We start from the raw sequence: 19,037 nt of genomic DNA on the forward strand, positions 1-19,037 counted from the left end.
ACAGACCTGGTATGCCCAATAGGCCTGGTTTAAGAAACAAACCTTCAGATCAAGGCAGACCTGGCTCCTTTAATAGGCAAGGCAATTCAAATAGACCTGGTTCTCCAAACAGACCTGGTATGCCCAATAGGCCTGGTTTAAGAAACAAACCTTCAGATCAAGGCAGACCTGGCTCCTTTAATAGGCAAGGCAATTCAAATAGACCTGGTTCTCCAAACAGACCTGGTATGCCCAATAGGCCTGGTTCTAAATTCAATGGCCAAAATTCCTCTGGGATTAGGAAGCCAGTATCACCTAACGAACTTTTACAACTTCAAAAAAATAATAACTCTGAGAAAGACAAACTAGGTACGAAGAATAACGCAAAACAAAATATCGATTCACCTAATCAGAAGCCGAAAGCGCCTAATAGTCGTCCAAATGCTACTCCAAGTTCCAAAAAACCTCCTCATAGAACATTTTCAAATAGTTCAAAGAAACCTGGGAAGACAGACTGGGATGATAGCGCAAAACTTGAAGCATTAAGAAGTAAAAATACCCAAAAACAAAGGCAGAAAGTGCATATTATTGGTGAAAATGATGATTCATTAACATCTGAAACTAGTGGATATTCAGGCGAGAAAATTTCAATTTTATCAGCAAGTCTGGCACGTCCTAAGAAAGAAAAGTCTGAGGAAACTAAATCTCAAAAATCTATCAAACAATTTAAAAAGAAGAAAAAAGAAACTACTAGGCAAAGACAGAAAAGAAGAGCTTTGGAGTTAAAGGCTGCCAAAGAAGCAAAACAAGTAAGACCTGAAATGATAATCGTGCCCGAAGATAATTTAACAGTCCAAGAATTAGCCGATAAATTAAGTCTTGAAAGTTCTGAAATAATCAAATCTCTATTTTTTAAAGGAATAACTGCAACTGTTACTCAATCACTCGACTTAGCAACTATTGAAACAGTAGCAGAAGAATTTGGGGTACCTGTTTTACAAGATGATATCCAAGAAGCTGCTGAGAAAACAGTTGATATGATTGAGTCTGAAGATATTGATAATCTTATAAGAAGACCACCTGTTATTACAGTGATGGGTCATGTAGATCATGGCAAAACAAGTCTTTTAGATTCCATCAGAGAATCAAGAGTAGCTTCGGGGGAAGCAGGGGGCATCACTCAACACATAGGAGCTTATCAAGTCGAATTTGAACATGAATCTCAAAAGAAAAAATTAACTTTTCTTGATACTCCTGGTCATGAAGCCTTTACTGCAATGAGAGCAAGGGGTACAAAGGTTACAGATGTAGCTGTTCTTGTAGTTGCTGCAGATGATGGTTGCAGACCTCAAACACTAGAAGCTATTAGTCATGCAAGAGCTGCAAAAGTACCAATTGTTGTTGCAATAAATAAAATTGACAAAGAAGGTGCGTCTCCAGACAGAGTAAAGCAAGAATTATCAGAAAAAGAACTAATTGCTGAAGATTGGGGAGGAGATACAGTTATGGTTCCAGTAAGTGCTATCAAAAAACAAAACATTGATAAATTACTCGAAATGATTTTATTAGTTTCAGAGGTAGAAGATCTACAAGCTAACCCTGATAGATTTGCAAAAGGTACTGTTATTGAAGCCCACCTAGACAAAGCGAAAGGACCTGTGGCTACTTTGTTAGTACAAAATGGAACCTTGAAATCTGGAGATGTTTTAGCTGCGGGTTCAGTCCTTGGAAAAATTAGAGCAATGGTTGATGAACATGGTAATAGAATCAAAGAAGCAGGGCCATCATTCCCAGTGGAAGCGCTAGGATTCAGTGAAGTACCCACTGCAGGAGATGAATTCGAAGTATATCCTGACGAGAAAACTGCTCGATCCATTGTCGGAGAAAGGGCAACAGATGCTAGAGCCACAAAATTAGCTCAACAAATGGCCTCTAGAAGAGTCAGCTTATCATCCTTATCAACTCAAGCAAATGATGGAGAACTAAAGGAGTTAAACTTAATTCTTAAGGCTGATGTTCAAGGTAGTATTGAAGCTATATTAGGATCATTAGAACAATTACCTAAAAATGAAGTTCAAGTCAGAGTACTACTTTCTGCTCCTGGAGAAATAACTGAGACAGATATAGATCTCGCTGCTGCATCTGGGTCAGTAATCATTGGATTTAACACCTCATTAGCTTCTGGTGCGAAGAGAGCAGCTGATGCTAATGACGTTGATATAAGAGAATATGAAGTAATCTATAAACTCTTAGAAGATATTCAGTTGGCCATGGAAGGGCTACTTGAACCCGATCTTGTCGAAGAATCATTAGGACAAGCTGAAGTAAGAGCAACTTTCGCGGTCGGTAAAGGAGCGATTGCAGGCTGTTATATACAAACTGGCAAATTACAAAGGAATTGTTCTCTGAGAGTTATTAGATCAGAGAAAGTGATCTTTGAGGGTAATCTAGACTCTTTAAAAAGAGCTAAAGATGATGTGAAAGAAGTAAATACAGGATTTGAATGTGGAGTTGGCTGCGATAAATTCTCTTCATGGATTGAAGGAGATGTAATCGAAGCATTCAAATTTGTCACCAAAAAGAGAACCTTATCACAATAATTAGACATCTAGCTTATTAATCTTTATTTCTGTCAAAGATTAATAAAGTAGGAAAGATTATACAAGCACCCAATTGTATGAGAAGGTTATTTTGCTGTAATTCAGTTCCGCTTGCAATTCTGGAAAGCATTATTAGAAGTCCCAAAAAAGCAGAACCGCTAAAAGCTATCCACAATATTCTTCTCAATCCCTTGAAAGGAGCTTGTGATTCCTTTAATAATTTCTTTTTCAGTTCAGGATCTATTTTTGACATAAATTCTTTCAATTATAAAATTAAGTCTATATGAAAAATTCAATATTTAATTTGGCCGGTATAGCTCAGCGGTAGAGCAACTGTCTCGTAAACAGTAGGTCATTGGTTCAATTCCAATTATCGGCACTCAAAAAGCAAATTAAAACTTAAATGATTAGTAAAATTTCAAAATTTAGATACATTTTTAAATTATTTGTTTTTATTCCTCTTATATTTTATTTTGGCAATAGAAGTTATATTGCTTTTGATGAAGGTTTTTATGCACTACAAGCTAGATGGATATTAGAAAAAGGCAACTGGACAATTCCACTTTGGTGGGATGAATATGTTTTAGATAGAACAATAGGATTACAGTTTTTAATAGCAAAGTCACAAGACTTATTTGGAAGAAATATTTTTTCTGCATATCTACCAACAACAGTGGCTTCAATATTGATGCTATTTACAACTTATAAATTGCATGAAGAATTATTTAATAAAAAATATGCAATTATATCTCCACTAATCCTTGCCACTACATATCTATGGTTTGACTACTCACACTTAGCCACTCAAGATATTATTTATTCAAGCTTAGTAACTATTGGAGTATTAGCTTTAGTAAAAATAAAAAGTAAAAATAACAAATTATATATTCTGCTTTTTGGAATTTGGATTGGTTTAGCTTTTATGATGAAAACTTTTTTAGTTTTTGTACCGTTATTTTCACTTATACCGTATATTTTTTCTAAAAAAAATTTTTTATTCATCAAATTCTTTTGGTTAGGACTACTAATTGGATTTATTCCTTTTTTATTCTGGACGTTTTCTATCAATCCTTATTTAGACAAAAATATTATTTTTTACTTAGTTGAAAAGTTTAACGAATTATCAAGTAAAAATAATTTTACAAATCCTTTCTATTATTATCTCTGGAATGTGCCTGTAACATACCTACCATGGAGTTTTTTTTCAATTATTGGCATAATATACAATATTTCTCAAAGTAAAGAGAATAAATATATACTTGCTTTATTCCCCTTAATTTTATTAGCGACCCTTAGCATTTTCTCAACGAAAACCCCCTACTATTCTCTACAAATCTCATCTATTTTTTCATTAAATACTTATGTAGGAGTAAATTATTTATTCAATTCTTGTAAATACAGTCGATTTTTTTTATTTATTACTTCAAAAATAGTTCCATTATTGATATTTGCTCTAACTTTCACATATTATTTTTTCTTAAAAGATTCAATTAACTTTAATACGAAGGAAAATACATTTATAGTTCTTGGATTATTATCGTTCGGCTTATCTTGGTCATTAATAAAACATAAAAATTCGTTCAAAGAAATATTAATAACTCTCATAATTGGGCCTTACTTATTCACTTCATTTATTTTGCAATCAGGTTTATTCACTGATAGATCTAGAGAACTAAGAGAGAAGATGGAATATGTTGCATCCCTTGATTTAGTAAAAAATCAAACGATCATGGTTGATAAAAAAGGAATGAACAACTCTCTATCTCAATCAAAAATCATAAGAATTTCTTTATTAACTCCTAAATTAGGTGGGAGATTAAAAAATATTAATCAGTTAAAAAAATCTGAATTAGCATGGACTACTGACCTTAAAACAATAAACAATAATAATTATTCTTATGAAGTGATTTACGAAAATGATGTTTTAAATCCATGGAAATTAATATTAAAAAAGTAAATAATCCATATATAATGAAATGTTGTTTGTAATTTTTAATAATGAAATCTGTTAATAGTTGGAATTTAACTAATTATAAACTTCATCAATTATTCAAAGACAATAACGAATTTATTTCTATTAAAGTCCGTGGTAATACTTGGGAGCCAATCACTAGATGGCTAAGATTAGATTCAAGAATTTTTAGAGAAACTACTAGCAAAGCAAGAATAACTTTATGCGATATCGAATCTCTTGCGGAAATTTATAACTACAGATCAATTAGATGGAAAGCAAAAAAATTAACTCCTATTCCCACCAAGATAATTCCACAATCTATTAAAAATATTTTTCGGAAGATACCAATAATAAAACAACTAGCTTATGAACTCGAAATAGTTTTTTATAAATATAGTGAAAATATTTCTGAGCATTTAATATCAATAGTAATTCCTGCAAGAAATGAAGCTGGTAATAAAGAACTTTTAATTAATGCTTTAAATAAATTCAAAAGTATACCCAATAAATTAGAAATTATATTTGTTGAAGGCAATAGCAATGATAATACCTATGACATTTTGAAAGAATTAAAAGAAAATTTCTCAAATTTCTTCAAGATATATCTTTTAAAACAAACTTCTAAAGGGAAGAAAAATGCAGTCGTGGAGGGATTTAATATTTCTTCAGGTGAAACCCTTGCCATAATTGATAGTGATTTTACTGTAGATATTGATGATAGTATCGCAGCAATTATGGAATCAACCAAAAATAAAAATATCCTAATTAATTGCGCCCGCACAACTTTTCCAATGGAAAAAGATGCGATGAGATGGGCAAATTATATAGGAAATCGACTCTTCGCAGTTTTTCTATCAATTCTCATAAATAAGCCTGTATCAGATTCACTCTGTGGAACAAAAGTTTTTTCAAGAAAATTCTTTAAACTTATGAAAAAAAACGGAAGTTGGGATTCAAAGTCTGATCCATTTGGAGACTTTACAATAATATTTGAGGCTGCTAACAATAACATCAAAATACTAAATTATCCTGTCAGATATTACGCAAGAAAATCTGGAGCACCAAATATATCTAGATGGGTAGATGGATTAAAACTTCTAAAAGTATGTTGGAATTATATGATTTCTGATATCTGAATTTAATAAAATTTTCGCGAGTATTTTCTTAGGATTTTTAATTTCTCCAAATTAGTAATAAAGTAGTTAGATTCTAAAGGAAATAAATTCATTAAATTTCATGACATGAATTTTAATTTGAAGTTTGACAAATTAAATAAAAAAAATTATCAAGGAAATCACTATGGAAAAATACTAACTGTAAGATTGCCGTGTAATCCAATATTTCCAATAGGACCTATTTATTTAGCAGACCATCTTCATAAATGTTTTCCAGATTTAGATCAGCAATTCATTGATTTAGCAATAATTCCATCAAATAAAGTTTCCAAATATTTAGCTAGAAAAATTGATCAATTTAGACCTCATCTAATCATTTTTTCATGGAGAGACATACAAATTTATGCACCTGTTGATGGTAGAAGTGGAAATCCTCTACAAAATTCTTTTGAAGTCTTCTACTCAAATAATATCCTTAAAAAAATTAGAGGTTCCTGGGGAGGATTAAAATTAATTGCATCTCATTATGGAGAAATATACAGAAATACTTCTTTAGTCAAGATGGGACTAAAAAGAGCACAAAAATACAATAAAAATGTAAAAGTAATTTTAGGAGGTGGGGCTGTAAGTGTCTTCTATGAACAATTGGGAAATCTACTTCCAAAAGGAACTGTTATTTCAGTTGGAGAGGGAGAAAATCTAATAGAAAAAATCATTAGAGGAGATTCAATAGAGGAAGAAAGATGTTACATTGCTGGACAAAAACCTCGCAGCAAATTAATTCATGAACAACCTTCAGGCACTATTAAAACTGCCTGCAACTATAAATATATTAAATCAATATGGCCTGAATTTGATTGGTACATAGAAGGTGGTGATTATTACGTAGGGGTACAAACAAAAAGAGGTTGTCCTCATAACTGTTGTTTCTGTGTTTACACAGTTGTGGAGGGTAAGCAGGTTCGCGTTAATCCTGTTAATGAAGTAATAAAAGAAATGAAGCAATTATACGATCTTGGAGTAAGGGGATTTTGGTTCACTGATGCACAGTTTATTCCAGCAAAAAAACATATTGAAGATGCAAAAACACTTTTGCAAGCAATTAAGGACCAAGGCTGGGACGATATTAATTGGGCTGCATACATCAGAGCAGATAATATTGATGCTGAGCTAGCTCAGCTTATGGTTGATACAGGTATGAGCTACTTTGAAATTGGTATCACGTCGGGATCTCAAGAACTTGTTAGGAAAATGAGATTAGCGTATGACCTTGAGACTGTATTAAATAATTGCAGAATGCTAGTCAAATCAGGTTTCAAGAATCACGTTTCAGTCAATTATTCATTTAATGTTTTTGATGAAACGCCCAGCACTATAAGACAAACAATTGCTTACCATAGGGAATTAGAAAATATTTTTGGTAAAGGCTTAGTTGATCCAGCTATATTCTTTATAGGTTTGCAACCTCACACTCTTCTTGAGAAGTACGCCTTAGAAAACAAAATTTTAAAGCCAAATTATAATCCAATGAGCATGATGCCCTGGACAGCGAGAAAACTACTTTGGAATCCAGGCTCACTAGGAAAAAAACTTGGTCAGGTTTGCTTAGAAGCTTTTGATAATCCAGAAGACGAATTTGGCAAAACAGTTATCGACATTCTTGAAAGAGAATATGGAAAATCCTCCTTAAAAGAATCCTTAAAAGTCCGCCCTTTATCAGAAAGGAAATTAGCTCATTCAAAATAATAAATTGAACTATTATTAATCCTCTTTCTCAATTGAACTAGAAATTCCTTTAGATTTTAATGATTCTGAGTAGAATTCTGCTGGCTCTAAATCACAAACAATTACTAAACCTACACCAGTATTGTGTGCTTCAAGCATTATGGCGATAGCATCTTGTTCGCTTAATTGCGGCACAACTTCTCTTAGTGAAATAGTTACATACTCCATAGAATTAACTGGGTCATTATGGAGTAAAACCTTATATTTTGGAGATTTATTTTTTAATTCAGCAGGTTTCTTTTCAATCACTGCTGAATTATTATTTACACTTTGTTCTAACTTTATAGAAAGCATTAAATTTATTAGAGTTTAAATTGTACTAGTAATTATATATTAATTATTCTTTCCATTGCATCAAGGACGTTTGATCGTGAGTTAAATGCTGACAAGCGAAAATAACCCTCTCCTGCTAATCCAAAACCACTCCCAGGTGTTCCCACTACACTAACTTTTTGGAGAAGAAAATCAAAAAAGTCCCAAGATGTCATTTGATCGGGAACTTTAATCCAAATATAAGGAGCATTGTCCCCACCATAAACTTTATAGCCTGAATTCTGAAGTTTATTTTTCATTATTTTTGCATTTTCCATATAAAAATCAATTAAACCTCTCACCTGTTTCTTCCCTTCAAAAGAATAAACAGCCTCTGCTCCTTTCTGAACCACATAACTTACTCCATTGAACTTTGTAGATTGTCGCCTATTCCAAAGAGGCCATAACTCTATTTCCTCATTTGTTGAGCTCAAACCTTTAAGATTTTTAGGTATTACTGTAAAAGCGCATCTAACTCCAGTGAATCCTGCATTCTTTGAAAAAGATCTAAATTCAATGGCGCAATCCTTTGCTCCCTCAATCTCATATATTGAATGTGGAATATCATTATCTTGAATAAATGCTTCATAAGCTGCATCAAAAAGTATTAGAGATTTGTTTTGAAGAGCATAGTCAACCCACTTTTTCAATTCTGCTTTATTAATCGTTGCTCCAGTCGGATTATTAGGAAAACAAAGATATAAAATATCAACTTTTTTTTCAGGTAGTTTTGGCAGAAAGTTATTCCCTTCATTTATTGCAAGATATGTTAATCCTTGATAAGTGCCATTTTCAAGAGCATCTCCAGTTCTGCCCGTCATGACGTTACTATCTACATAAACAGGGTAAACAGGATCCGTTACAGCAATTGAATTATCTTTGCCAAGAATATCTAAAATATTGCTACTATCGCATTTAGAACCATCTGAAACAAAGATTTCTTCAGGTGAAATTTGACAGCCTCTTGAAATAAAATCATGCTTAGATATTTTTTCTCTCAGCCAAGAATAACCTTGTTCTGGTCCATAACCTCTGAAACCCTCTGTTGTTCCCAAATCATCTAAAGCTTTACTCATAGCCTCTATACATGCTCCAGGTAATGGTTCTGTAACATCTCCTATGCCAAGCTTAATAATTTCAGCACTCTTATTTGATTCAGAATATATTTTTACCCTTTTAGCAATTTCAGGGAATAAATAGCCTGCTTTGAGTTTTAAATAATTTTCGTTTACTTGAACCACTTTAGATAAAAAATTTCATCAATATTAGAATAATGTATTAACGTGCTTTAGTGGTGATTAGATGTTAAAATTATATTAGTTATGGTTAATTTAAGAGATAATCATAGCTGTGAAATCAATTTCAATTAGTTTGAAAATCGTTTAAAGCTTTATAAATAGCAGAATTCAATCACTATTAATTTTTAAAAAGTAAATAATAAATGCTAAAAAAAATTGCTTTATTAAAGATAAAATCTAATTTTTTAATTTAGACGTTTTTCAAAGTCCAAATCATTCAGAATCAATTATATGTCTCAGCAAATTATCATCGCTGAGCAGGCTCGAATAGCAGCACTACTCACAGATGATCGAGTTGATGAATTAATCGTCGCACAAGGTCAATATCAAATTGGCGATATTTTTTTAGGGACAGTTGAAAATGTTCTCCCTGGCATTGATGCCGCTTTTATAAATATTGGTGAAAGTGAAAAAAATGGATTCATCCATGTTTCAGATTTAGGTCCATTAAGACTTAAGAAAGGGGCATTTGGAATAACTGAATTACTAGAACCAAAACAAAAAGTTCTAGTACAGGTAATAAAGGAACCCACAGGATCTAAAGGTCCCAGACTTACAGGAAGTATTTCAATCCCAGGAAAATACTTGATATTACAGCCATATGGCCAAGGAGTAAATATTTCAAGAAAAATAAATACAGAGACAGAACGAAGCCGTTTGAAAGCTCTTGGAGTTTTAATAAAACCACCCAGCACAGGCTTGTTATTTAGAACAGAAGCTGAAAAAATAAAAGAAGAACTTCTAATTGAAGATTTAGAAAAATTGATTCAACAATGGGAAAATGTACTAAAAGTTTCTGAAGCTTCTAATCCGCCAAATTTAATAAAAAGAGATGATGATTTCTCTCTTAAGATTTTAAGAGATCATATTAAAGAATCCACTAAAAGTATAATTATTGATAGTAAATTTTCAGTTGCAAGGGCAAAAGATTTTTTAATAAATTATGAATCTGATATAGATATTGAATTTCACGATAACAGTTTAAACCAACATATTTTCGAAAAGTACGAAATCAAGAAAACAATTCAAAAAGCTCTCCAGCCCAGAGTAGAACTTCCTTCGGGAGGTTATATCATTATCGAACCTACTGAAGCTTTAACAGTAATCGATGTAAATTCTGGCTCATTTACAAGATCCGCAAATTCAAGACAAACCGTTTTGTGGACAAACTGCGAAGCAGCAGTTGAAATTTCAAGGCAAATGAAATTAAGAAACATTGGTGGAGTTATAGTAATAGATTTTATAGATATGGAATCTAGAAGAGATCAATTTCAGTTACTTGAGCATTTTACCTCAGCAATAAAAGATGATTCTGCTAGGCCTCAAATTGCGCAACTTACAGAATTAGGCTTATTAGAGTTAACTAGAAAAAGACAAGGTCAAAATATATATGAATTATTCGGTAAAAAATGTTCTACATGCGATGGTACCGGACATGTAGAAAATATATTAAATAACGAAATTTCAAACTTAAAAATTAAAAATGTTGAAAATAAATCGAATCAATCAAACAATCAAAAATCTTTAGATACAGACACTTCTCAATCAATTGATATTCAGGAAAAAATAATTAACAACGATTTAGTTAACTCTAAAGATCTTAGTAAAGAGAATTCTTCTAATAAAAAAGAAAATGATAATGAAAATTTGAACCAATCAAATTCAAAAGAAAAAAATATAATAACAGTTGATCTTACAAATGAAGAAAAAATTGTTTTCAGTCAATTAGGTATTAATCCACTTATAAAGATAGGTAAAGAATTTCTCACCAGCAATAATTTTGTGCGTTTAAAAGAAAGTAATAATGAAAATGAAAACCCCCTAGATAATAAAAAAACAAAAGCAAAACAAATTAAAAAAATCTCAAAATCAGAAGAAGAAAAGATTCAAATTAAAATCGAAGAAAATGCAAATTCTAAAGATAAATCAACAAATCAAACTAATGAAAATAATGATGTTGTAAATACAGATAAAAAAGAAGAAATTGAACTTACAGATGAGCTAAACAATTCAAGAAAAAAGAGAAGAAGATCTTCAGCAAGCATTGAATAAAGTATTTGAAGTTGGAATAGATGAAGTTGGAAGGGGAGCAATTTTTGGTCCAGTTTTTGCAGCAGTTGTAGTATTAACTGAAAAAAATAAATCTACTTTAAAACAATTTGGAGTAACAGATAGTAAAAAACTAACTCCCAAAAAAAGAAAATTACTTTTACCAAAAATTTTATTACTCTCTTCAGATTATGGAATTGGGCAATCTTCAGCCAGAGAAATAGATAAGTTAGGTATCAGGGTTGCGACAGAACTTTCAATGATAAGAGCTTTAAAAAAATTAAATGAAAAGCCATCTGAATTAATAATTGATGGGCCCTTATTATTAAGGCCATGGAACGGAATTCAGAAAAACATAGTATCTGGAGATTCAAAGTTTATCTCGATAGCTTCAGCAAGCATAGTTGCCAAAGTTTCTCGCGACGATCTTATGGAGAGGTTAGAAAAAAAATACTCAGGATACTTGATATCAAAAAACAAAGGTTATGGAACCAGAGAGCATTTTTCATTAATCAAAAATAATGGAATAACTCAACTTCATAGGAAAAGTTTTTTAAAAAAATCAAAACTTATTTAATTCACACCAACCTAAAAAATCTTTTACGAGTTGCTGTTGTACCCTTGACTTTATACCCAACAGAATCCCATTTAATACCGAATGACCAGTAGATTCCAAAATTTTCCTTGGTACCAGCTTCAGTAGAGGAGGTTGGCTTACAGATACTCCAAGAAGCGCCTCACCTTCTAAACCAATATCAGTTGCTTCCAAATTCGCTTTCAAAATAAGATTAAAATCATCTATCATTCCCAAACCATCCAATGTACTTTCAAGAGCACTCATTTTTAAAATTCCATCTTTATTTTCTACCGCTATTGAGACAACAGGGTTAATATCTAATTGAAAAACCTTAAAACTTGTTACTGTATACTTATATCGTCCTACTCCTTCTGGTACTAATTTTTTGGAGTCAAGCATTGCTCCAACAACTCTTTCTTCTTCCAAAAGATATTTAGAAAGATATTCTTTATTATGTGTTACAGAAAGTTTGAGTTTCTGTTTAGCATCAAAAGACAATAGCATTCTCTATATTCCTCCAATGCTTATTTGATCTCTTTTTTTACAATTAATCATGCGCAAACAAGTTGCATATTTAGGTCCTCAAGGAACATACGCAGAAAAAGCAGCCCATATATTATCAAAGCTTGCAAATTTTCAGACACCTATATTTGTACCATGTAATGGGTTACATTCGGTCATTAAAACAATAGCGTACAACAATTGTGATGCTGCTGTAGTCCCTATAGAAAATTCTGTAGAAGGTGGGGTAACAGCTACCCTAGATGCCCTTTGGAAATTTCCTGAAATTTTTATAAATAAAGCAATTGTTTTACCTATAAAACATGCATTAATTAGTGATGGAGAACTTTCAAACATTTCAGAAGTATTATCTCATCCTCAAGCATTAGCTCAATGTTCAGAATGGTTATCTGAGAATCTTCCACATGCAATTCCTCTCCCAACAAATTCAACATCAGAAGCCGTCAATATGATCAAGGGGAGTAAATTTAGAGCTGCTATCGGTTCAAAATCGTTAATTCAAATCGAAGGACTTAAAGAATTAGCCTTTCCCATTAATGATGTTCCAGGTAATTGCACTAGATTTGTTTTATTGAGCAAGGAATCAAATTCAAATTTAGCTAATATTGCCAGTTTTGCTTTCTCATTAATTTCAAATAAACCTGGTGCTTTGCTTAAAGCTATAAATTATATTGCAGATTTTGGTTTTAATATGAGTAAAATTGAGTCAAGACCTTCAAAAAGAGAATTAGGCGAATACATAATTTATGTTGATTTAGAAATCAATAATCAAAATAACATTAAAAATTTTCTTGAATTAAAAAATAAGCTAAAGCCACTTTGCAAGAATTTTGTAGATTTTGGAAATTATTTTTCTGAAAATGTTGAACTAAATTAATTTATCCTCTACATTTATAAACCCCAAACTCCATTAAACCTTTTCTAAATGACCAATTCATGAAAAGTATTGTTGGAATCTCTCTAATAGACTTCACTATGGCAAATGGGCCAAGTGACAAAATTACGAAGGGCCTTCGAAAGCCTTCAATAATTGAGTCGAACCATGAAGGATTTGTATAGAAATTCCAATTTTCAGACATTACTCTTCCTGAACTATTTTCATTAATTCTAAGAATATTGGTAAATTCTTTAATGCTAATAAAATTAGGATGTACCCATTGTTCAAGTAATTGTTTAAGAACTAACTTTTCAAAAAATGATGGGGGATATGCCCTGAGATCTCTTGAGTTCCAATCAGCCAAAGCTAAATACCCCCCAGGTCTTAAAGTTCTCAACATTTCATCTGCAAATCTAGTTTTATCATGCATATGTGCACCAGCCTCAACACTCCAAACGGCATCAAATGATCCATCTTCAAATTTTAAATCCAAAGCATCCATAACTTGGAAGTTGCAATTTAACCCGTGAGGAGTAAGTTCTCTTGCTCTTTTAACTTGAGCCGGGCTAATTGTAATGCCAGTAACATTAAACCCATAATATTCTGCAAGAATCCTAGAACTCCCTCCTATTCCACAACCTACATCAAGTATTCTTGATCCCTTTGGTAATTTATCTAAACCACTCCATTTGACTAATTCATGAACAAAATGGACTTTAGCCTTTCTAAAATCAATATTTTTTTTTCCTGAGGGATAAAAACCCAAATGTATATGTTCTCCCCATAATCTCTCAAGCAATTTATCCTGGGTCCAAGCATCATATGCAGAAGCTACAGTACCGGAAGAAATATATTTTCTAGCATTATTTCTCCACGTTATCGCTAGGACTAGAAAGAATAAAACTACTAAAAACAAAGAGAATAATAATTCAAACATTTAATTTTCTTTTATATCAGGAAAACTCTCTTTCAATGCTGTTCTTGCTGCAAGTTGTTTTCTTGTATGATCAAGCATTTCATATTCTCTTTGTAAACGGGTAAAAGTATTTCTCTCCTCAAGAAGTCTTTGCTGTTCTTCCGCAACAGGACCGCCCAAATGAGCTCCTATCCAAAATGATAAATCCATTGGGTTGTCAGGTAATTTATCAGGTAGATTTTTCTTAGTATTAGTCAATTTACTCGTTAAATTAATGACATCACTAAGTGCTTCTTTTACTGAATCTTTTAGAGAATCTAATTTTTGAAAGTCATCAATATTATCATCACTAATCCAACTAACCATCGCAGAGCAAAATGGGGTCGAACGGGTAATTTCTAAGACTTGAAATCTTTGTTGGCCGAGAGTGATAATATTGCTTCTCCCATCATCTGCAGTTTGATGTTTTAAAATTTGTGCGCAGCATCCTACATTAGCCATACTTTTAGTAGTTGGATCCCACTTAATCACTCCAAACATAGAATCACTTTCGAGAACAGATTGGAGCATAATCCTATATCTCGATTCAAAAATATGTAAAGGCAATACTTCTTGAGGAAAAAGGACTACCTCTGGCAAAGGAAATAAAGGTAAATCCCTTACTGAGAGTTCTCCCATTTAAACCTCATTTCATTGTATTTATACTAATCAATTTAGGCCGGTTTCGGGATTTATTAAAGTTTAACTTCTATATCTACTCCGCTAGGAAGATCTAATTTCATTAAGGCATCAATAGTTTTTGCAGAGGGACTGTAGATATCTATTATTCTTCGATGTGTTCTTGTTTCAAAATGCTCTCTAGAATCTTTATCAACATGTGGTGATCTTAGGACACAATAAATCTTCCTTTTTGTAGGTAAAGGTATTGGGCCTATTGCTGAGGCAGAAGTTGTATCAGCAGTTTGGATTATTTTGTCGCAAGATAAATCGAGCATTCTTCTATCGAACGCTTTGAGTCTTATTCTTATTTTTTGTTGTGCAATTGATGCAGTCATAGTTTGAAATTAATTCTATTAAGGGTCATTAATTAAATGACCCTTATGCATAAACCTATTTTAGATGATTGAGGTATAATTTTTAAAATTCAAATTTATTATTTGAGAATTTTAGAAACAACTCCAGCACCAATAGTACGTCCACCTTCTCGTATAGCAAATCGCATACCTTGTTCAATAGCTACTGGACAAATTAATTCTCCAGTCATTTTAATTCTATCTCCTGGCATAACCATTTCAACGTTAGAGCCGTCATCCGAGGTAAATGCGGTTATTTGACCTGTCACATCAGTTGTTCTGATGTAGAACTGAGGTCTATATCCTGCAAAGAAAGGAGTATGTCTTCCGCCCTCTTCTTTTTTAAGAACATAAACTTCTCCTTCAAACTGAGTATGAGGGGTAATAGATCCTTTTTTCACAAGAACCATTCCTCTCTCAATATCTTCTTTCTGGAGACCCCGTAAAAGTAAACCAACATTATCGCCAGCCATACCTTCATCGAGAAGTTTTCGGAACATTTCAACTCCAGTAACAGTTGTTAGTCGTGTATCTCTTATTCCAACTATTTCTACTTCTTCTCCAACCTTAACTTTACCTCTCTCAATTCTTCCAGTAGCAACAGTTCCTCTACCAGTAATCGAGAAAACGTCTTCAACTGCCATCAAGAATGGTTTATCAACTTCTCTTTCTGGTTCGGGAATGTTAGCATCAACTGCTTTCATTAATTCTTCAATCTTTGATTCCCAAGTAGAATCACCTTCGAGAGCTTTTAAACCTGAAACTTGAACTATAGGAATATCATCTCCGGGGAAGTCATAACTATCTAAAAGTTCTCTAATCTCCATTTCGACAAGTTCTATAATTTCTTCGTCATCGACCATATCGCACTTATTTAGAGCAACTACAAGAGCAGGGACTCCGACCTGTTTAGCTAAAAGGATATGCTCTTTTGTTTGAGCCATAGGACCATCTGTAGCTGCGCAAACTAGAATAGCACCATCCATCTGGGCGGCTCCTGTGATCATGTTTTTCACGTAATCAGCATGTCCTGGGCAGTCGACATGAGCATAATGTCTGCCTTCAGTTTCATATTCAACATGAGCAGTATTAATGGTAATACCACGCTCTCTTTCTTCAGGAGCACCATCAATGTCTCCATAGTCTTGAGCTTGAGCTTGACCTTTTTTGGCTAATACATTTGTAATAGCAGCTGTAAGTGTTGTTTTTCCATGATCAACATGGCCAATAGTACCTATGTTGACATGTGGTTTGTTTCTTTCGAACTTCTCGCGAGCCATTTTGAATTAAAGAATCGAGGGTTTAAGAGTGTTTTAGTTTAGAGATCAGGAATTGCCCTGATTCTTGGAAATGATAGCTTCCGCAACATTACGAGGTACTTCCTCATAATTTGCGAACTCCATTGAAAATATACCCCGACCTTGAGTCATTGATCGGAGTTGAGTGGCATAACCGAACATTTCGGCTAATGGCACTTTGGCCTGTACCTTAGACAATCCATCATCAACAGATTGTCCCTCTACTTGACCTCTCCTTGAGGAGAGATCACCAATTACAGATCCAAGAAAGTCGTCAGGACTTTCGACCTCAACTTTCATCATAGGCTCTAAAAGGACAGGATTGCATTTTTTAACCCCATCTTTAAAAGCCATGGAACCTGCAATTTTGAAGGCCATTTCAGATGAGTCTACATCGTGGAATGAACCATCGACTAGTGTTACTTTTACATCAATGAGTGGATAACCGGCAAGAACACCAGATTCACAGGTCTCTTTCATTCCATTAGATGCAGGTCCAATATACTCTTTTGGTACAGCTCCACCAACAATTTTGTTTACAAATTCAAAACCTTTACCAACTTCAGCAGGTTCCATTTCAATAATTACATGACCATACTGACCTTTACCTCCGGTCTGTCTTGCATATTTACCTTCACCTTTAGAACTAGATCTAATAGTTTCTCTATATGAAACCTGAGGAGCTCCTATATTTGCTTCAACTTTAAATTCCCTTAACATTCTGTCAACAAGGATTTCCAAGTGCAACTCACCCATACCTGCAATAACAGTTTGATTTGTCTCAGGATCTGTACTTACCCTAAAGGTGGGATCCTCTTCAGACAAAGCAGTTAAAGCTTTTGATAATTTTTCCATATCGCCTTTAGTTTTTGGCTCAACAGCTACTGAAATAACTGGTTCAGGGATAAACAATGTCTCCAAAACTATTGGATCTTCTGTGTTACACAAAGTGTCACCAGTTGTTGTGTTCTTAAGACCTAGTACAGCTCCTAAATCCCCAGCTCTCAATTCATCAACCTCTTCTCTTTCGTCAGCCTTAAGAATCACTAGTCTAGAAATTCTCTCTTTAGCATCCTTAGTAGAATTCATTACATAACTTCCTTTTGAAAGAACACCTGAATACATTCTTACAAAAGTTAACTTCCCATAGGGATCTGACATCACTTTAAATGCTAATGCACTGAAAGGTGCATTATCATCTGAAGGTCTCACATCTTCTTTGCCACTTGGCAAAACACCTTGTATTGGTTTCACATCAACTGGGGCTGGCAAGTAATCAACTACAGCGTCTAATACAAGTTGGACACCTTTATTCTTAAAAGCTGAACCGCATAATACTGGGACTAATCCATGTTTTAAAACCCCTTCCCTAATCCCCTTTTTAAGTTGTTCTTCAGATAATTCTCCTGTATCGAGAAATATTTCTATTAACTCTTCATCATTTTCTGCAACACTTTCCATTAACTTGGATCTCCACTCGGCCGCTTCTTCCTCCATGTCAGATGGAATTGGTGCTTCTTCAATATCCGTCCCTAAATCATTTTTGTAGAGATATGCTTTGTTGGCTACTAAATCAATAATGCCTGTTAAATCACCTTCAGAACCAATTGGTAACTGGATTGGAAGTGCATTTGCTTTTAGTCGATCTTTAATTTGTTTATTAACCTTTAAAAAATCCGCACCAGTTCTGTCCATTTTATTGACAAAGACCATTCTTGGAACGGAGTATCTATCTGCTTGACGCCAAACCGTTTCGGATTGAGGCTGAACTCCACCAACTGCGCAAAATACGGCTATAACTCCATCCAAAACACGCATTGATCTTTCAACTTCAATGGTAAAGTCAACGTGTCCAGGAGTATCAATAATATTAATCCTATGATCTTGCCAACTAGTAGATATTGCAGCAGCAGTAATAGTTATTCCTCTTTCTCTTTCTTGAGCCATCCAATCTGTTACGGCAGCACCATCATGAACCTCTCCTATCTTATGAACTACACCTGAATAAAACAAAATTCTTTCAGTTGTTGTTGTCTTCCCTGCATCAATATGAGCGGCTATACCTATATTCCTTACTCGTTCCAGGGGAAAGTCGCGTGCCAATTTTAAAGCTCCAAATAAAATAATTTTTGATAAGTATAGTTCACCCTAAAAGCAAACTTTAATAATAATAAACTACTTAAGTACCTTTTGATGAAATTAATATCTGTAATGTGCAAAAGCTTTATTAGCTTCTGCCATTTTATGGGTATCTTCTCTTTTTTTAACGGCACTACCAGATTCATTTGCTGCATCCATCAACTCGCCAGCAAGTTTTTGGGACATGCTTTTACCATTTCTTGCACGTGAAAATGTAACAAGCCATCTTAATGCCATAGCTGTACCCCTCTCTTGGCGAACTTCCATAGGTACTTGATATGTTGCTCCACCAACTCTTCTAGCTCGTACCTCGACAAGAGGAGTAGCATTTTTTACGGCTGTTTCAAATAATTCCACTGGATTACCACCTGTTCTCTCGCTTATTAAAGAAAACGCATCAGACAATATTCTTTGAGCTGTAGATTTTTTACCATGTTTCATCAATCTAGAAATCATCATTGAAGCAAGACGACTATTAAATTGAGGATCAGGAAGAACTTGTCTTTTTACTGCTGCATTACGACGTGACATGTTTAAAAAAAG

The 19,037-nt window shown here is 33.5% G+C and carries 17 protein-coding genes and 1 tRNA gene; 8 read left to right on the top strand and 10 right to left on the bottom strand.

The window, feature by feature from the left end:
• Positions 1-2,579: translation initiation factor IF-2 (infB, locus tag EU98_RS03085; protein ID WP_032516026.1), on the top strand; the 2,579-nt coding region annotated here is incomplete at its 5' end.
• 16 nt (positions 2,580-2,595) lie between these two features.
• Here the strand turns inward: infB and EU98_RS03080 are convergent.
• The gene (locus tag EU98_RS03080) at positions 2,596-2,832 is read right to left on the bottom strand and encodes a DUF3493 domain-containing protein (protein ID WP_032516027.1); all 237 of its coding nucleotides are present in this window, start codon (positions 2,830-2,832) and stop codon (positions 2,596-2,598) included.
• Positions 2,833-2,886: 54 nt separating this feature from the next.
• Between EU98_RS03080 and EU98_RS03075 the strand changes: the two genes are divergently transcribed.
• The 4 genes from EU98_RS03075 to EU98_RS03060 all read left to right on the top strand — a co-directional run bounded on the left by EU98_RS03075 (position 2,887) and on the right by EU98_RS03060 (position 7,394).
• Positions 2,887-2,958: transfer RNA gene (locus EU98_RS03075), tRNA-Thr, on the top strand.
• Positions 2,959-2,982: 24 nt separating this feature from the next.
• Positions 2,983-4,536 (top strand): ArnT family glycosyltransferase, encoded by a 1,554-nt coding sequence (locus EU98_RS03070; RefSeq protein WP_032516028.1) that lies wholly within the window; start codon positions 2,983-2,985, stop codon positions 4,534-4,536.
• A 41-nt stretch (positions 4,537-4,577) separates the two neighbouring features.
• A complete protein-coding gene (locus EU98_RS03065; RefSeq protein WP_032516029.1) occupies positions 4,578-5,669 on the top strand; it encodes a glycosyltransferase family 2 protein in 1,092 nt (363 codons plus the stop codon).
• A 105-nt stretch (positions 5,670-5,774) separates the two neighbouring features.
• On the top strand, positions 5,775-7,394 hold the full coding sequence (locus EU98_RS03060) for a photosystem II high light acclimation radical SAM protein (protein ID WP_032516030.1): 1,620 nt from the start codon (positions 5,775-5,777) through the stop codon (positions 7,392-7,394).
• A 15-nt stretch (positions 7,395-7,409) separates the two neighbouring features.
• Here the strand turns inward: EU98_RS03060 and clpS are convergent, their stop codons facing one another.
• Both clpS and EU98_RS03050 read right to left on the bottom strand, forming a co-directional pair.
• Entirely contained in the window at positions 7,410-7,727 is a 318-nt protein-coding gene (gene clpS, locus EU98_RS03055) for an ATP-dependent Clp protease adapter ClpS (RefSeq protein WP_032516031.1), read from the bottom strand.
• 32 nt (positions 7,728-7,759) lie between these two features.
• Positions 7,760-8,986: an LL-diaminopimelate aminotransferase gene (locus tag EU98_RS03050; RefSeq protein WP_032516032.1), complete on the bottom strand. Its 1,227-nt coding sequence runs from the start codon at positions 8,984-8,986 to the stop codon at positions 7,760-7,762.
• A gap of 288 nt (positions 8,987-9,274) precedes the next feature.
• Here EU98_RS03050 and EU98_RS03045 point away from each other — a divergent pair, with 288 nt between their 5' ends.
• Positions 9,275-11,095 carry an Rne/Rng family ribonuclease gene (locus EU98_RS03045; protein ID WP_032516033.1) on the top strand — a complete coding sequence of 607 codons (1,821 nt, stop codon included), beginning with the start codon at positions 9,275-9,277 and terminating at the stop codon, positions 11,093-11,095.
• A complete protein-coding gene (locus EU98_RS03040; RefSeq protein ID WP_032516034.1) occupies positions 11,052-11,669 on the top strand; it encodes a ribonuclease HII in 618 nt (205 codons plus the stop codon). Before EU98_RS03045 ends, EU98_RS03040 begins: the two co-directional genes overlap by 44 nt.
• Here the strand turns inward: EU98_RS03040 and EU98_RS03035 are convergent.
• On the bottom strand, positions 11,655-12,173 hold the full coding sequence (locus EU98_RS03035) for a DUF1997 domain-containing protein (RefSeq protein ID WP_032516035.1): 519 nt from the start codon (positions 12,171-12,173) through the stop codon (positions 11,655-11,657). The two genes, EU98_RS03040 and EU98_RS03035, sit on opposite strands and share 15 nt — an antisense overlap.
• Positions 12,174-12,222: 49 nt before the next feature.
• Here EU98_RS03035 and pheA point away from each other — a divergent pair, with 49 nt between their 5' ends.
• On the top strand, positions 12,223-13,068 hold the full coding sequence (gene pheA / locus EU98_RS03030; RefSeq protein ID WP_032516036.1) for a prephenate dehydratase: 846 nt from the start codon (positions 12,223-12,225) through the stop codon (positions 13,066-13,068).
• A gap of 1 nt (position 13,069) precedes the next feature.
• Here pheA and EU98_RS03025 read toward each other — a convergent pair whose 3' ends face one another.
• The 6 genes from EU98_RS03025 to rpsG form a co-directional block, all read right to left on the bottom strand.
• Positions 13,070-14,005 carry a methyltransferase domain-containing protein gene (locus EU98_RS03025; protein WP_032516037.1) on the bottom strand — a complete coding sequence of 312 codons (936 nt, stop codon included), beginning with the start codon at positions 14,003-14,005 and terminating at the stop codon, positions 13,070-13,072.
• The gene (locus tag EU98_RS03020) at positions 14,006-14,662 is read right to left on the bottom strand and encodes an LON peptidase substrate-binding domain-containing protein (RefSeq protein ID WP_032516038.1); all 657 of its coding nucleotides are present in this window, start codon (positions 14,660-14,662) and stop codon (positions 14,006-14,008) included. It abuts the gene before it with no gap.
• A 56-nt stretch (positions 14,663-14,718) separates the two neighbouring features.
• Positions 14,719-15,039, bottom strand: a complete 321-nt coding sequence (gene rpsJ / locus EU98_RS03015; protein WP_002807536.1) for a 30S ribosomal protein S10 — start codon at positions 15,037-15,039, stop codon at positions 14,719-14,721.
• 98 nt (positions 15,040-15,137) lie between these two features.
• The gene (gene tuf, locus EU98_RS03010) at positions 15,138-16,337 is read right to left on the bottom strand and encodes an elongation factor Tu (RefSeq protein ID WP_032516039.1); all 1,200 of its coding nucleotides are present in this window, start codon (positions 16,335-16,337) and stop codon (positions 15,138-15,140) included.
• Between the two features lie 45 nt (positions 16,338-16,382).
• Complete coding sequence (fusA, locus tag EU98_RS03005) at positions 16,383-18,458, bottom strand: elongation factor G (protein ID WP_032516040.1); 2,076 nt, start codon at positions 18,456-18,458, stop codon at positions 16,383-16,385.
• Between the two features lie 96 nt (positions 18,459-18,554).
• Positions 18,555-19,025: a 30S ribosomal protein S7 gene (gene rpsG, locus EU98_RS03000; RefSeq protein WP_032516041.1), complete on the bottom strand. Its 471-nt coding sequence runs from the start codon at positions 19,023-19,025 to the stop codon at positions 18,555-18,557.
• Positions 19,026-19,037: the final 12 nt, after the last annotated feature.

Source organism: Prochlorococcus marinus str. MIT 9314, assembly GCF_000760035.1.
Lineage (GTDB): Bacteria > Cyanobacteriota > Cyanobacteriia > PCC-6307 > Cyanobiaceae > Prochlorococcus_A > Prochlorococcus_A marinus_B.

What these genes read in the sequence shown, in the direction of transcription:
- EU98_RS03065 (WP_032516029.1), top strand. Translation starts at nt 4,578, where the DNA reads ATGAAATCTGTTAATAGTTGGAATTTAACTAATTATAAACTTCATCAA.
- rpsJ (WP_002807536.1), bottom strand. Translation starts at nt 15,039, where the DNA reads ATGACTGCATCAATTGCACAACAAAAAATAAGAATAAGACTCAAAGCG.
- EU98_RS03060 (WP_032516030.1), top strand. Translation starts at nt 5,775, where the DNA reads ATGAATTTTAATTTGAAGTTTGACAAATTAAATAAAAAAAATTATCAA.
- clpS (WP_032516031.1), bottom strand. Translation starts at nt 7,727, where the DNA reads ATGCTTTCTATAAAGTTAGAACAAAGTGTAAATAATAATTCAGCAGTG.
- pheA (WP_032516036.1), top strand. Translation starts at nt 12,223, where the DNA reads ATGCGCAAACAAGTTGCATATTTAGGTCCTCAAGGAACATACGCAGAA.
- tuf (WP_032516039.1), bottom strand. Translation starts at nt 16,337, where the DNA reads ATGGCTCGCGAGAAGTTCGAAAGAAACAAACCACATGTCAACATAGGT.
- EU98_RS03020 (WP_032516038.1), bottom strand. Translation starts at nt 14,662, where the DNA reads ATGGGAGAACTCTCAGTAAGGGATTTACCTTTATTTCCTTTGCCAGAG.
- EU98_RS03025 (WP_032516037.1), bottom strand. Translation starts at nt 14,005, where the DNA reads ATGTTTGAATTATTATTCTCTTTGTTTTTAGTAGTTTTATTCTTTCTA.
- EU98_RS03070 (WP_032516028.1), top strand. Translation starts at nt 2,983, where the DNA reads ATGATTAGTAAAATTTCAAAATTTAGATACATTTTTAAATTATTTGTT.
- EU98_RS03080 (WP_032516027.1), bottom strand. Translation starts at nt 2,832, where the DNA reads ATGTCAAAAATAGATCCTGAACTGAAAAAGAAATTATTAAAGGAATCA.
- EU98_RS03045 (WP_032516033.1), top strand. Translation starts at nt 9,275, where the DNA reads ATGTCTCAGCAAATTATCATCGCTGAGCAGGCTCGAATAGCAGCACTA.
- EU98_RS03035 (WP_032516035.1), bottom strand. Translation starts at nt 12,173, where the DNA reads ATGCTATTGTCTTTTGATGCTAAACAGAAACTCAAACTTTCTGTAACA.
- rpsG (WP_032516041.1), bottom strand. Translation starts at nt 19,025, where the DNA reads ATGTCACGTCGTAATGCAGCAGTAAAAAGACAAGTTCTTCCTGATCCT.